At 29.1% G+C, this 13,358-nt stretch carries 15 protein-coding genes; 3 read left to right on the top strand and 12 right to left on the bottom strand.

The features are described 5' to 3' along the window. Positions 1 to 59 precede the first annotated feature (59 nt). Together KV700_RS17040 and KV700_RS17035 are read left to right on the top strand one after the other, a co-directional pair. Entirely contained in the window at positions 60 to 827 is a 768-nt protein-coding gene (locus tag KV700_RS17040; RefSeq protein WP_205860379.1) for a sulfite exporter TauE/SafE family protein, read from the top strand. Positions 828 to 1,095: 268 nt separating this feature from the next. After that, a complete protein-coding gene (locus KV700_RS17035; RefSeq protein ID WP_166383120.1) occupies positions 1,096 to 1,893 on the top strand; it encodes a TerC family protein in 798 nt (265 codons plus the stop codon). A gap of 231 nt (positions 1,894 to 2,124) precedes the next feature. On the opposite strand, the gene KV700_RS17030 is transcribed toward KV700_RS17035, so the two are convergent. The 12 genes from KV700_RS17030 to KV700_RS16975 form a co-directional block, all read right to left on the bottom strand. Continuing rightward, positions 2,125 to 2,715, bottom strand: a complete 591-nt coding sequence (locus KV700_RS17030; RefSeq protein ID WP_218598618.1) for an LURP-one-related/scramblase family protein — start codon at positions 2,713 to 2,715, stop codon at positions 2,125 to 2,127. Between the two features lie 58 nt (positions 2,716 to 2,773). Further along, a complete protein-coding gene (locus tag KV700_RS17025) occupies positions 2,774 to 3,136 on the bottom strand; it encodes a hypothetical protein (protein ID WP_218598617.1) in 363 nt (120 codons plus the stop codon). Next, positions 3,133 to 4,116, bottom strand: a complete 984-nt coding sequence (locus KV700_RS17020; RefSeq protein ID WP_218598616.1) for a phosphotransferase — start codon at positions 4,114 to 4,116, stop codon at positions 3,133 to 3,135. The genes KV700_RS17025 and KV700_RS17020 overlap by 4 nt, the downstream gene beginning before the upstream one ends. 158 nt (positions 4,117 to 4,274) lie before the next feature. Continuing rightward, on the bottom strand, positions 4,275 to 4,775 hold the full coding sequence (locus KV700_RS17015; protein ID WP_208889765.1) for a hypothetical protein: 501 nt from the start codon (positions 4,773 to 4,775) through the stop codon (positions 4,275 to 4,277). Positions 4,776 to 4,898: 123 nt separating this feature from the next. Beyond that, on the bottom strand, positions 4,899 to 5,855 hold the full coding sequence (locus tag KV700_RS17010) for a hypothetical protein (protein ID WP_218598615.1): 957 nt from the start codon (positions 5,853 to 5,855) through the stop codon (positions 4,899 to 4,901). A 69-nt stretch (positions 5,856 to 5,924) separates the two neighbouring features. After that, the gene (locus KV700_RS17005) at positions 5,925 to 7,139 is read right to left on the bottom strand and encodes a hypothetical protein (protein ID WP_218598614.1); all 1,215 of its coding nucleotides are present in this window, start codon (positions 7,137 to 7,139) and stop codon (positions 5,925 to 5,927) included. A gap of 111 nt (positions 7,140 to 7,250) precedes the next feature. Next, positions 7,251 to 8,102, bottom strand: a complete 852-nt coding sequence (locus tag KV700_RS17000; RefSeq protein WP_166383107.1) for a hypothetical protein — start codon at positions 8,100 to 8,102, stop codon at positions 7,251 to 7,253. Positions 8,103 to 8,180: 78 nt separating this feature from the next. Beyond that, positions 8,181 to 8,552, bottom strand: a complete 372-nt coding sequence (locus tag KV700_RS16995) for a glyoxalase (protein ID WP_166383105.1) — start codon at positions 8,550 to 8,552, stop codon at positions 8,181 to 8,183. Next, positions 8,545 to 9,024 (bottom strand): hypothetical protein, encoded by a 480-nt coding sequence (locus tag KV700_RS16990; protein ID WP_166383103.1) that lies wholly within the window; start codon positions 9,022 to 9,024, stop codon positions 8,545 to 8,547. Before KV700_RS16990 ends, KV700_RS16995 begins: the two co-directional genes overlap by 8 nt. A 110-nt stretch (positions 9,025 to 9,134) precedes the next feature. Then, positions 9,135 to 10,322: an enoyl-ACP reductase FabV gene (fabV, locus tag KV700_RS16985; RefSeq protein WP_166383247.1), complete on the bottom strand. Its 1,188-nt coding sequence runs from the start codon at positions 10,320 to 10,322 to the stop codon at positions 9,135 to 9,137. Positions 10,323 to 10,398: 76 nt separating this feature from the next. Further along, positions 10,399 to 11,349 carry a phosphoribosylaminoimidazolesuccinocarboxamide synthase gene (locus KV700_RS16980; RefSeq protein ID WP_218598613.1) on the bottom strand — a complete coding sequence of 317 codons (951 nt, stop codon included), beginning with the start codon at positions 11,347 to 11,349 and terminating at the stop codon, positions 10,399 to 10,401. 63 nt (positions 11,350 to 11,412) lie between these two features. Then, positions 11,413 to 12,366, bottom strand: a complete 954-nt coding sequence (locus KV700_RS16975) for a PhoH family protein (RefSeq protein WP_218598612.1) — start codon at positions 12,364 to 12,366, stop codon at positions 11,413 to 11,415. Positions 12,367 to 12,495: 129 nt separating this feature from the next. On the opposite strand from KV700_RS16975, the gene KV700_RS16970 reads away from it, so the two are divergent. Further along, positions 12,496 to 13,356 carry an S-adenosyl-l-methionine hydroxide adenosyltransferase family protein gene (locus KV700_RS16970; protein WP_165733588.1) on the top strand — a complete coding sequence of 287 codons (861 nt, stop codon included), beginning with the start codon at positions 12,496 to 12,498 and terminating at the stop codon, positions 13,354 to 13,356. The last annotated feature ends 2 nt before the right edge of the window (positions 13,357 to 13,358 follow it).

Genomic DNA, 13,358 nt, shown 5'->3' with positions numbered 1-13,358 from the left:
TCTACCTTTATTTTTAATTTATAGTGGTAAAAATACAACTACATTATTAAACCTAAATTTTGTTAATAGACTCATTATTTACTTATTGGCACATCATTTTACTGTTTTTTACAGTTGCAGTTTTATATTCTTCTGTCGGTTTTGGTGGTGGCTCTAGTTATTTAGCAATTTTAGCACTAACAGGAATCGTTTTTACTCAAATTAGAGCTACTGCTTTATTGTGTAACATTGTAGTTGTTTCTGGAAACGTGTTCTTTTTTATACAACAGAAAAAATTGAACTTTCAAAAAATAATTCCGGTTGTTTTATTTAGTGTTCCTCTCGCGTATATAGGAGGTAAATTAAAAATAAGTCAGCAATTCTTTTTTATATTATTAGGCGTTACATTACTTTTTGCTGCAATTACTATGTGGATTTCTAAGAGAATAATTTCTTCGGATGAAAAAAACAACAATTCTAAACCGATTAAAAGTGGCCTTTTTGGCGGAACTATAGGTTTTATTTCTGGAATGGTTGGTATTGGAGGAGGTATTTTTTTAGCACCATTATTACATCTTACAAATTGGGACACTCCTAAAAAAATAGCCGCTACGGCAAGTGTTTTTATTTTAGTAAATTCTTTAGCTGGTTTATTAGGGCAATATTCAAATCCTGATTTTATAATTGATTGGAATTTAACTTCTATTCTATTAGTTACCGTTTTTATTGGCGGACAAATAGGCAGCAGAATGAGTAATACGTACTTTACTCCTATTCAATTAAAAAAAGCAACCGCAATATTAATTGCCTTTGTGAGTGTGCGTATTCTTTGGAAATATCTTTTTTAAGAAACCAACTAAATAGTTTTCTACTGCGCTTACACTGTTTTTTTTTAATACATAGGCAAATAGAAAACATAGTTTTTTCATAAAAATGCACTTTTATTAGAGTCCTATTTCCTTCCTTCTTGTCTCTTGTGTTTGTCTCTTGCTTCATGGTTTCTAAATTCTTCTCTTCTGTCTCTAAAAATCCAAACTTTAAAACTAATTCAAATAAAAATTGTGTATTATCTTCAATCAAAATATCTTTGAATCTATCAATTATAAAAAATAAAAAATGTTAGGAATTCTTTTCACGTTATTAATGTTAGTGCTTTTACAAGCCGTTTTAGGATTCGACAACCTACTTTATATTTCTTTAGAATCTAAAAAAGCGCCACTAGCAGATCAAAAAAGAGTGAGAAAAACAGGTATTTTAATTGCCATTGTTTTAAGAATTATACTCCTTTTTGTTTTAGTTTCTATTATTGATTTTTTTCAAGAACCTTTTTCTTTTTTATCCGGAGGAATAGAAAACATCATTCATTTTGCTTTTAACGGCCATAGCATCATTGTTTTGTTAGGTGGTGGTTTTATTATTTTTACAGCCATTAAAGAAATTTGGCACATGATTTCGACCAAAGGAATGGAAGTTTCTGATATGGCTTCAGACAAAGGCACTAAATCTGCTAATGCAGTAATTACAAGTATTGTTATTATGAATTTAGTATTTTCTTTCGATTCCATTTTAGCAGCAATCGGTTTAACGAGCGAAATAGAAAACACTACAACCGCATTTATTGTTATGGCAATTGCTATTGTAATAAGTGGTTTATTAATGTTAATTATGGCTGATAAAATTTCTACTTTCTTATCTAAAAACAGAATGTATGAAGTACTTGGCTTGTTTATCCTTTTTATTGTTGGAATTATGCTAGTTACTGAAGGCGGGCATTTAGCACACATTAAACTTTTTGGCGAAGAAATTGTACCAATGAGTAAAACAACCTTCTATTTTGTATTGGCAATTTTAATTATTGTTGATGTTGTACAAGGTAAATATCAAAAGAACTTATTAGCAAAAAAAAGCAAATAATATATTTTTAAAAACTAAATTTAAGAGGCTCTCTAAAAAGTAATAAATCTTGTCATACTGAACTTGTTTCAGTATCTAAACTTACTGAATTTCATTACTCATAAGAATCTGAAATAAATTCAGATTGACAAAAACTTACTTTTTAGATAACCTCTTTTTTTTATATTTAATTAGTATTGAAGAATTTTAGAAAGGAAATACCATTAATTAGTATTCGCTTTACTTACATTATTATCTACTTTCTCTCCAAACCATATCTATGGTTATTGCACTAGATAGAATTACTATTTTATTGGACTCATCAGTAAAACCTGCTTTTAAATCTACTTTATACTTGTCTGCTGTGGTAAAAATTTCTTTCAGAGGTCCATTCCATTTTTTAGTTATGGTTCCTATTTCTTTCTCAGAAGCATCATTTATTTGAAAGTTCCAAGCTTTCATATCTCCAGTAATTACAGCAACAAGTTCTTCGGATTTGTTATAAATTTTAAAAGTTGGTTTTAATAACTTAAATTTTTGTTTTATGGTACCAATAGTATTGCCTTTAGAATCATCAATGCGAATTGTAGACATAAAGAAAGTCCAACCTCTAGATATGGATGCTTGTAAATTTCCTGACGCATCTTTTATTTCTAAATGAAAAGGCAACATCGTTTTGTTTAATAATAATCTAATCGCTTTTTGTCCTGAAGTTAGTTTTTGATTTACAGAACCAACCTCATTTCCTTTATCATTAAATACTTTATAACAATTTTTAAACTTAAAAATATTGACTTTTTCATCAATAAAATAAGTCTTTAAATCAAAAAAACTTGAATTCATTTATTATCTAATTTTAATCTCCGTTTAAAAATATATAACCTTTAAACTTTTACAAACCTTATTTTTGTTCTTTAAAAAAAGACGAAATATTCATCTTTTTCTTAGCTTCTAATTTTTCATTATTTTGTTTTTGCAACAAATAATCTGTTAAGATTTTTTTTACATAAAGTTCAGAGCTATTGTCTGAAGGTAATCCATTTGCACCAAGTTTAGAAACGCCTAATTCTTCTCTTTTCTTTTCAGCTTTTAAGATATATTCTTCATTCATTGGATTAACTCCATTTTTCCTTCCAGCAGCTTCAGAACTAGAATCGTATCTCTCTACATATTCTTCTTCAAATAATTCAGAATGCATAGATTTTTCAATTTCTTTAAAAAAATTATCTAATTTTTTATAATACTTTTCTTTAATTTCATTCATAGTTTTCTTTTTTCGATGTTATTATATTCAATCCACGTTTTTAGTCTTGCTATATAGAACATTTTAAGATAATTCTCGGACAAGAAGATATTAGACCAATCAAACCTTTTTGCTTGTACACCAAGATAAAAAACAAAAACAGCTAAACCAGCTTTAGGAATCATTTTCAATTCTTTTTCAGATAATTGTCTCATACTTTGGTAGCCATCTAAAAAATATTTCTTTTTTATTTCGTACTCTTTCTTATCCGTTTCAATGTGAAATAACTGGTTACAAAAATAGCCAACATCTAAAACAGGTTCTCCATTTCCACAAAAATCAAAATCATAAATAGTAATTTCTTTTTCATCAGACACCGCCATATTATCATACCAAATATCTAAATGAACAACTCCTTTTTTACAATTTTCAAAATCGGTTTTCTCAAAGAATCCATCAATTCCTTTTATAAATTCCATTTCTGGTAACTCTTCCGAAAAGAATTCTTTTAAATATGTATACGGTAATTTTAACAGTGATTTTTTATCATAAGAAATTCGATCTATAGTTTTGTTAGCTGTAAGATTATGAATTTTAGCCATTAATTCTCCAATTAATGAACATGTTTCAGTATCCAAAAATCTAACCTTATTCCCTTTTGCAAACGAAAAAAGCACAACAGATCTAATTCCTTCTGGTGCTTTTATTTCTTGAATAAATTCTCCATTTATATCTTTAATAGGAAAAGAAACCCCTAAGTTATTTTCACTTAATAAATTTAAAAGTTCAATTTCTTCATTAATTTCAGATTTTGACCTCCAATTATGACTATAAACTCTTAACACATACTTTGTTTCGTTATCTGAAAGGAAATACGTGTGATTCATTCCTGTTCTAAATAATTTGCAATCGAAGTTTTTATGTAGTCCATATTTTTCTTTTGCAAACTCACCCAATTCTTTTGCTGAAATTGTTGAAGCTATTACTGGAAATTCTGTCATTTTTATTTAGTTGTGGTTGAGATCCTTTGTGTTCTAAGAAATTGCGTTTAAATATAATAACCTATCGCCTCTATAATATTTGATAAGATATAAACCGCATTAGACTCAAAAAATTAGTTAAAACAATTATTAATGTTGATAAATTATATAGTCCCTCACTATAATAATGTAATTTTCATCCTATTCATCAATCGCCAAGTATCTCGTATTTTGTAAGTTTTCCTTATAACTATTAGAAATTTTTTATCATTGCTTTTGCATACCAAAGTAATATCTCCTCTCTCTATTTCTAAACTTGGGTCTGGGTTGGCATCATAGCGCACTTTCTGTAAAATAATATCTTTCCATTCAATTCCAAAATCATTACCTTTTTTAATTACTTTTTTAAAATTTTCAGAGGCATCTGTTTTAAAGTTTGAAATTATGGTATTTACATCAGGAATCTCTTTGTCCGGTTGCGTAGCGTGTCCTATCGGAATGAGGTAAGTAATTTCATCTTTAGTAGGCAAACTCTTTAAAAATATTTTTACTTTCTGCTTTTTTAGCGCTTTAAAGACATTGGTTACAATCTTTGTTTTTTCGAAGTTCTCTTGCCCAAAAGAAGTTTGACAGACAAGAAAGGAAGTTATAAAAAATAGGAAGTATATAGGACTTTTCATTTATGAAGTGTTTCGTGTTTTTTAATTTTTACTTTACTCGTTTTCAAATTCACTTTTTCAAAGAATGCATAAATTACTGAATGAATAAAAACAATAATAAGATTTAAACAGTGTTGGTAGTCGTTATTTTTTTAACGTTATATGATACATTTTTTCAAAATCTTTTAAGATAATTGTGTCCTTGCTTTCATATAAAATATTTACACCATTTCCGTTGTTTGCATTTTTTGCTTTAAACTTTGTTATTTCGTTATGCAATGAAAGTGCTACATAATTGTAGCCATAAGAAGTATAACCACCTACATAATGATTTCCTGAAAATGAATTCCCTAAAACAACTTTATCAAATGATTTTGGACTTTTCTCTAAATTCCATATTGGTTTTAATCCATTAAGGCGTGTTTTTTCTAACTCGTCTTTAAATTCACTCGTATGATCATATCTTGTATATAATGCGAATTCTTTCTCCTTGAATTTTAAAACACTTACTGAATTTGATAAAGGATAAATTGAAACTAGATTTGGTTTTAATTTTTTTATTTTATCAGAAGTTAAATTATTTTCTTTTTGATAAACAACATGAACCAAACTATCTATATGACTCTTGATTTTAATATTGTCTTTATCATTTATTTTACACTTATAAACTACATTTAAAGAATCTCTTATTGAAAATGGTTCTCTAGAATTGATGATTAAATTACTTAATTTTTCTTTTTTGAAATTATTTTCAATAGACATTTTATAAACCTCAATTAACTCAGGTTTTTCATTAGGTTGCATAAAATAAATAGTTCCATCTTTACTAATGTAATTATTAGGGACGTTTAATTCTTTTATTTTATTAAATTTTCGGTCTAAAATTATCAAATCACCTTTTTCATTATTGGCAAATAAGTTTTTCTCATTGTACTTAATATCTATTAAATTAGTGTTGAATTGTTTTATAGATATCTTATTATTGGTATGCTCTGGGAAAACTGGAATTTCGGGATGTTTATCTTCCTCCGTTTTTTGATATCCACAAGAAATAAATATCAGAATAAATAATAGAGATGTTATTTTTAGGGCGTAATTCATTTGGTAATTATTGATAAGGTGTTTTATGTTCTAGGAAATTGCGTTTTTTGTACTCTGAGTTAAATCTAATTATTTTACGTTTTGTTCAAACTTAAATGACTCTTTTCCATTTGTTACTACAATTTCATAAATTCCTTTTTTTAAACCTAGATTACAGTTTTGCTTTTTTTCATGCATTTCAGTTATATCAACCGGAACAGCTACATCTATATTTTCTCCTTTCTTAAAAGCTAAAACCATCACAGGAAATTCAATTTTTATCTCTGTTAAATCAATTGAAACATTTTCATTACCGTTTTTAAATAACCAACCAGGTCTATTATCAACGTATTTTGTATTCGGATGAAAAACAGCAATATCAGTCCAAGTTTCTCCTCTTTCATATCTAAACGGATTATTATCTTTATCAATTAAAACAGATGATTCTTTTATATTTAAAGCCTTTAACAAAGGATTATTAAACTCAGATTTACTTTTCTCACTATAAACGACCTGATTAATAGTTAAAGGATTTATGTTTGTGAATTCTGCAAGTCTTCCTGCCATCGCTTTCTCCCAGTAGCTATGTATTCCTTCTGAAGCATGATCAAAACCACAATGAATTAAAAATTTCTCATTCGGCTTCGCATTTATTACTTTTTCAATATTTTTTGCTTGTTCAATTTCTCTAAGTTTTCCATTTACATCTTCTACACTTTCATATGCGAATAAATTATACCCAATCTCTAAAGCATCTCTAACCAAATTCCCAAATTGCGGATCTTTAATATAATGACCTGTTTTAAGAATAGGATATTTTCTATTATTAAGTAATGTATCTAAGTACTTTCCATTCCCTAATGCTTCTAAACCTAAATTTTTATATCCATTATCGTATAGTCCCTGAAGAAGTGATTTTGTAAATACGCGATGATAAGAATTGTGATGCGCTTCATTTATAATTATCACTTGATTCTTCTTTGCAAGTTCAAAAATATAATCTGTAGCTTTAACTTTAGAATACTTTTGGTTTATAGAATCTACTTGATTTTCTGTAAATTTTCGATCCTTTGTTCCCATAGCCAAATCCCATTGGATTAAAGCATTTTTGTAATCTCCTTTTGTTGCATAATCTGAAGCCGAAATTTGATATTTCCAAGCTATAGTGTCTTTTGCTACTTTAGTCTCTATTTCATTAGAAAATTTATATTCTGTTGTAAAATCAATTTGCTCAATCGTTCTTTTTTCTTTTTTACAAGAACTGACTAAAAGAATGACTGTTATTATGTATAATGCTTTATTCATAATTATTGCTAATGTGTTTATGTTCTTGGAGATTACGTGTGTTATCTGAACCTCTTTTTTGAAGAAAAATCGAAGCAACAAAAAACATAACACACTGTAGTTTAGTCGTTTTCACTTAAATGTGTTCTTTAATTCAGAATCATGAATTTCAAATTTTATATTGAATTGACTAATTATCTTCTCAATATTTTTTTTATGCCACTCTTGACATTCTGGATGATAAATAATTTCAAAAGGTAGTTTCTTGAAATTATTAAATTTTAAATATTTTACTTTTATTTCATTAAAATTATTTAATTTATCTACATCTTCGTCTAACAATACTCCTCGATTCTCTAAATATTTTTTTTCAGAATCTTTATTTTCAACCATTATTCGAAATTCTCTTTCGTGATCAAAACTTGAATCTTTAATAAAACCTTGAATGTCAGTTTCTATATTATTCTTTTCAACGTTAGCTATATTTTTAAATCTATGATAAGAAATGGCACCGAATTTTAATTTTTCATATTTACCATTAATTTCAAAATTCCCCTCCAATAATTCTTTATTTAAAACCTTATAAGGAATTTTTATAGCGACACTATCAGGTTTTGAATATAATTGCCACATTGCAACAGACTCATAATTATCAATATACCAACAACTTGCGTAGTTCGTGTCTTGAAAAAGTTCTCTGTGTCGACTTCGTTTATTCCTTTCTGTTGGATTAACCGTTAGAGAAATACTAGCAAAAGTTCCACCTTGTTTTTGCATATCTTTTTTAGCGAGTTCACTAAAATGATTTAAGCGCAAATGTTTTAAAGAACTACCTTCTAATTTATCATCAAACAGATTAAGTCTAACAAGAGAAATTCTTTCACTCAATAGTAAGTCTAATAGTTTGTCAATTGTTAAATATCTGTATAAGAAGGAATTTTCATTAGGTTGATTATAATATGGTTCAATTTTCAATTCATTCATTTTATACGGTTTTCATAAATTACATATAACTCCCAATACCTCTATTTTCAACTAGGTTTTTTTAATACTATTAAACACCTATACTAATTCCAAAATACTATCTTTTAATCTTTGCGTAACAATTTGCAAAATTCTTCTATTAATTTCTGATGCATTATCAGCATAAAAAGTAAATTCATCCGAAGAAAAATGACCAATAATTATCCCTAAAGTAAAGTTCTTATAATTGTTATCCGTTTTAAAAACAGCAGTAATTTTACTTCTTCTTTTCTTATCCGTTAAATCGGTAAAATCTACTTTTCTTTTTATAAGATGGTGCTTAAATGAACTAATCAACAAACTGTGCTGCATTTTTATTACAGGTCTTAATACTTCATTCTGAAATTTTTCCATTTCAGAAGTTCCTTCATTCACTAAATCCGTTAATACTGGTCTCTCTTTTTTATTCATCTAATAATTCGTCTAATTCTAGTTGATAATCGTATTGTAAATCTTCGTGTAACGTAGCAATTGCTTTTTTAATTAAAACCACTTGCCTATCAAAAGTTGCTACTAATCTTACACTCCCTTTTATAGATGGTTTAAATTCTTTTAAACAACGACAAAAATGGAGCAATAACGCCACTTCTGTTTCTTTCTTTTTAGAATACCGAATAAATTTTTTATTGAGCGTTAAAATCTTCCGAACACTTTTTCTAATATAAAAATAACTCTTTGTGTTAATCTCAGAAAACAATACTTCGTTTTGATCTTTTACACTTTGTATGTATTGTTCTTCGTCATGAGATTCGAATAACAAATACGTTAGTAATTCTTTATTCTCTTTTTTAAATTTTGATAAATGCAAACACAACTCTTTCAACTCATTGGCAGATTTATGAGAAAGTTCGTCTTTTAATTGTTTTACAGTTACTGCTTTCATCAACTTTAATTTTTTACAAGATAAAAAAAACCTCACAATAGTTGCCGAAATAAATGCAGCATTAACTGTGAGGTTTGTATTTTAGTTTCCGCTATCGCGGGATAATAATCTTACTGAATACTTGGTACGTTTACTACTTCATTTACATCAGCATCATAATCTACATCAGCAACTTTAAAACCGAAAAGGTTGTAAAAATCGTTGCTATAGCCTTCTAAATCTCCAATTTCAGATAAGTTTTCTGTAGTTGCAGTTTCCCAAAGCTTGTTCACTTCTGCTTGTACATCTTCTCTCATTTCCCAATCGTCAACTCTAATTCTTCCTTTTTCATCCAAAGCTAAATCACCTCCAAATAAACGCTCGCTATACAAACGCTGAATTTGTTCGATACAACCTTCGTGAATTCCTTTTGCCTTCATCACTTTATACAATAAAGAAATGTACAATGGAATTACAGGAATTGCAGAACTTGCTTGTGTTACTAAGGCTTTATTTACAGAAACATACGCTTTTCCTCCAATCGATTTTAAATCGTCAGAAATAGTAAAAGCAGTTGCTTCTAAATGATCTTTTGCAGCTCCAATAGTTCCGTTTCTATATACTGGCTTTGTTACTTCTGGGCCAATATAAGAATAAGCAACTGTTGTAGCGCCTTCTGCTAATAAGTTTTCAGATTGTAATGCGTCCATCCACATTTTCCAATCTTCACCACCCATTACATTTATCGTATTTTCTACATCTTCTCCTTCTGCAGGATTGATAGAAATTTCTGAAACTTTACCTGTATGGAAATCTACTGTTTTATTAGAAAAAACATCTCCAATTGGTTTTAAAACAGATTTATATCTTGTTCCTGTTGTTGGATGTGTTCTTACTGGTGATGCTAAACTGTAAATTACTAAATCAATCTGACCTAAATCTTCTTTAATTAAGTTGACAACTTGTTCTTTTATTTCATTAGAAAACGCATCTCCGTTAATACTTTTTGCATATAAACCTGCAGCAGTTGCTTGTTTTTCAAAAGCTGCAGTGTTGTAAAAACCTGGCGAACCTGGTCTTCCTTCTGTTGCTGGTTTGTCAAAGAAAACTCCAATTGTTGCAGCATCAGAACCAAATGCGCTAGATATTCTTGAAGCCAATCCAAAACCTGTAGAAGCACCTATTACGAGTACTTTTTTAGCTCCGTCTATTTTTCCTTTCGATTTTACATATTCTATTTGATTGATCACGTTTTGCTCACAACCCGTTGGGTGCGATGTTAAACAGATAAATCCTCTTGTTCTTGGTTCTATAATCATGGTTGTTGGTTTTTTACTACTAATAAAGACCTCACAGGTTTTAAAACCTGTGAGGTCTAATCTAATTAGTTTATTTTTATTTCTGTGCTAAAAAAGAATTTACATTCTCTTCAATCCTATTTAATACATTATCTGTGGAAGCTTTTATAAAAGCTTCTCCAGTAATTTGCTCGTATAATTCTATATATCTGTTAGAAATTTCGATGACTTTATCATCTGTCATTGCCGGAATTTGTTGTCCGTCTTTTCCTTGAAAACCGTTTTCAATTAACCACTGACGTACAAATTCTTTAGACAATTGTTTCTGCGCTTCTCCGCTATCTTGTCTTTCTTGATATCCATCCGCATAAAAATAACGAGAAGAATCTGGTGTATGAATTTCATCAATCAATACAATTTTACCCTCTTTCGTTTTCCCGAATTCGTATTTAGTATCCACCAAAATTAAACCACGTTTTGCAGCAATTTCTGTTCCTCTTTTAAATAAAGCTCTTGTGTAATTTTCTAAAACAATGTAATCTTCTTCAGAAACAATTCCTTTTGATAAAATGTCTTCACGAGAAATATCTTCGTCATGCTCTCCATTATCTGCTTTTGTAGACGGCGTAATTAAAGCTTCTGGGAATTTATCATTCTCCTTTAATCCTTCTGCCATGGCAACACCACACAAAGTTCTTTTTCCTAATTTATATTCACGTGCTGCATGACCAGACATATAACCACGAATTACCATTTCTACTTTAAATGGTTCACATAAATGACCTACGGCAACGTTTTCATCTGGATTTGCAAGTAACCAATTCGGAACAATATCTGAAGTATCATTCATCATTTTTGTTGCAATCTGATTTAAAATCTGACCTTTAAACGGAATTTGACGTGGTAAAACAACGTCGAAAGCAGACAATCTATCTGTTGCAATCATCACCAAAAGAGCGTCATTTATATTATAAACTTCCCTTACTTTACCTATATATACAGACTTCTGGTTAGGAAATTTGAAATTAGTATTGTTAATTGTATTCATTATATGTTATGTTGTTGTGGCCGCAAAAATAAACTAAAGACTAGTTACTAACAACTAAAATTTTTATTCTGTTTCTATACTCTTATAAGCACCAATAATTTTACGTACCAATTGATGTCTCACCACGTCTTTATCATCTAAATATACTTGTGCAATTCCGTCTATATCTTTTAAGGCTAATAAAGACTCTTTTAAACCAGAAATTTGTTTTCTAGGTAAATCTATCTGACCAGGATCTCCCGTAATAATAAACTTTGCACTTTTACCCATTCTTGTTAAAAACATCTTCATTTGATTATGGGTTGTGTTCTGCGCTTCATCTAAAATTACAAATGCATTGTCTAAAGTTCTACCGCGCATAAATGCCAAAGGTGCTATTTGTATAACGCCTTTTTCTATATAAGATTCTAAACGCTCATGCGGAATCATATCTCTTAATGCATCATATAAAGGTTGCATATATGGATCTAATTTTTCCTTTAAATCTCCTGGTAAGAAACCTAAATTCTCGCCAGATTCTACTGCGGGTCTTGTTAAAATAATTTTTCTGACCTCTTTTTCTTTTAAAGCTTTAACCGCCAAAGCAACCGCTGTATAGGTTTTTCCTGTTCCGGCAGGACCAACAGCAAACAACATATCATTCTTTGCCATTAAAGCAACCATTTTACGCTGGTTTTCGGTTTGTGGTTTTATCAATCGTCCACTAACTCCATGCACCAAAACTTCTTTCGCTTTTTTAGTTGCTGTAGTTTTTTCTTCATTTCCGTTAGACGTTAAAATTTGTTCAATGCTATTTTCATCTAACTTATTGTATTTATTATAATACTTTATCAATCGCTCTAAACGGGTTTCAAACTCATCTAAAATTTCTGGTTCTCCATAAATTTTTAATTTAGAGCCCCTAGCAACGATTTTAATTTTTGGAAAGTATCTCTTTAATTGTTCAATAGTACTGTTTTGTGCTCCGAAAAAATCTTTAGGACTAATTTCTGTAAGCTCTATAGTGCGTTCGTTCAAATGATTAATTTTTATTAATAAATTACATTTATATTTCAACTAAAAATAACCAATAAATTTTTTAAAATGATTAGATTTGCGTAAAATAATTAACAACTTTTACACAATTAATTAACAGCCCATTTTTTAATGTCTATAATCACTTTAACAACAGACTTTGGCACAAAAGACCACTTTGTTGGCGCTGTAAAAGGAGCTATTTATTCTGAATTGCCAGATGCTAAAATTGTAGATATTACACATGAAGTATCTCCTTTTAGTATTACCGAAACGGCTTATATTTTAAAAAACTCTTACAAAAGTTTCCCTAAAGGAACCATACACATTGTTGGTGTAGACTCAGAATTAAGTGATGAAAACAAACACATTGCGATAGAGTTAGATGGTCATTTTTTTGTATGTCCAGATAACGGTTTAATCTCTATGATTGCTTCGGAAATTCAACCAAGTAAAATTGTAGAAATCAATATTCATGATAGAATAGAAAGTAGTTTTCCTGTTTTAGATGTATTTGTACAAGTAGCTTGTTTTATTGCTAGAGGAGGAAACTTAACGGTTATAGGAAAAGAAATTCCTGAATTTAAAAAGATTGTTGAAATTCAGCCAAAGACAAATCAGCAGCAAAATCAAATTTCTGGAGGTATTATTTATATTGACAATTACGGAAATGTAATTACCAATATCAGTAAAAAAATGTTTAAAGAAATTGGCAAAGGAAGAAATTATATTGTGCATGCAAGAAAACATTCTTTTACAAAAATATTCAGTAAATATAATGAAGTAGTAAGCAATGAATCTTACAGCAACCAGCAATATGAAGGTCATAAATTGGCTATTTTTAATTCTGCTGGTTATTTAGAAATTGCAATTTACCGAAGTAATCTAGATACAGTTGGTGGCGCATCTACCCTGCTAGGTTTAGGTTATAGAGATGCTATAATTATCGATTTTATCGATGACATAAAACCAGATTTCACTCACTTAACCTAAAA

The organism is Polaribacter sp. NJDZ03 (assembly GCF_019263805.1).
Taxonomy (GTDB): Bacteria; Bacteroidota; Bacteroidia; order Flavobacteriales; family Flavobacteriaceae; genus Polaribacter.
Note: the sequence above shows the minus strand (reverse complement) of the source record. Positions and strands in the feature narration are given on the sequence as shown.

What these genes read in the sequence shown, in the direction of transcription:
- KV700_RS17025 (WP_218598617.1), bottom strand. Translation starts at nt 3,136, where the DNA reads ATGAATGAAATTAAAGAAAAGTATTATAAAAAATTAGATAATTTTTTT.
- KV700_RS17015 (WP_208889765.1), bottom strand. Translation starts at nt 4,775, where the DNA reads ATGAAAAGTCCTATATACTTCCTATTTTTTATAACTTCCTTTCTTGTC.
- KV700_RS16990 (WP_166383103.1), bottom strand. Translation starts at nt 9,024, where the DNA reads ATGAAAGCAGTAACTGTAAAACAATTAAAAGACGAACTTTCTCATAAA.
- KV700_RS17030 (WP_218598618.1), bottom strand. Translation starts at nt 2,715, where the DNA reads ATGAATTCAAGTTTTTTTGATTTAAAGACTTATTTTATTGATGAAAAA.
- KV700_RS16970 (WP_165733588.1), top strand. Translation starts at nt 12,496, where the DNA reads ATGTCTATAATCACTTTAACAACAGACTTTGGCACAAAAGACCACTTT.
- KV700_RS16995 (WP_166383105.1), bottom strand. Translation starts at nt 8,552, where the DNA reads ATGAATAAAAAAGAGAGACCAGTATTAACGGATTTAGTGAATGAAGGA.
- KV700_RS17005 (WP_218598614.1), bottom strand. Translation starts at nt 7,139, where the DNA reads ATGAATAAAGCATTATACATAATAACAGTCATTCTTTTAGTCAGTTCT.
- KV700_RS17020 (WP_218598616.1), bottom strand. Translation starts at nt 4,116, where the DNA reads ATGACAGAATTTCCAGTAATAGCTTCAACAATTTCAGCAAAAGAATTG.
- fabV (WP_166383247.1), bottom strand. Translation starts at nt 10,322, where the DNA reads ATGATTATAGAACCAAGAACAAGAGGATTTATCTGTTTAACATCGCAC.
- KV700_RS17035 (WP_166383120.1), top strand. Translation starts at nt 1,096, where the DNA reads ATGTTAGGAATTCTTTTCACGTTATTAATGTTAGTGCTTTTACAAGCC.
- KV700_RS16980 (WP_218598613.1), bottom strand. Translation starts at nt 11,349, where the DNA reads ATGAATACAATTAACAATACTAATTTCAAATTTCCTAACCAGAAGTCT.
- KV700_RS17000 (WP_166383107.1), bottom strand. Translation starts at nt 8,102, where the DNA reads ATGAATGAATTGAAAATTGAACCATATTATAATCAACCTAATGAAAAT.
- KV700_RS17010 (WP_218598615.1), bottom strand. Translation starts at nt 5,855, where the DNA reads ATGAATTACGCCCTAAAAATAACATCTCTATTATTTATTCTGATATTT.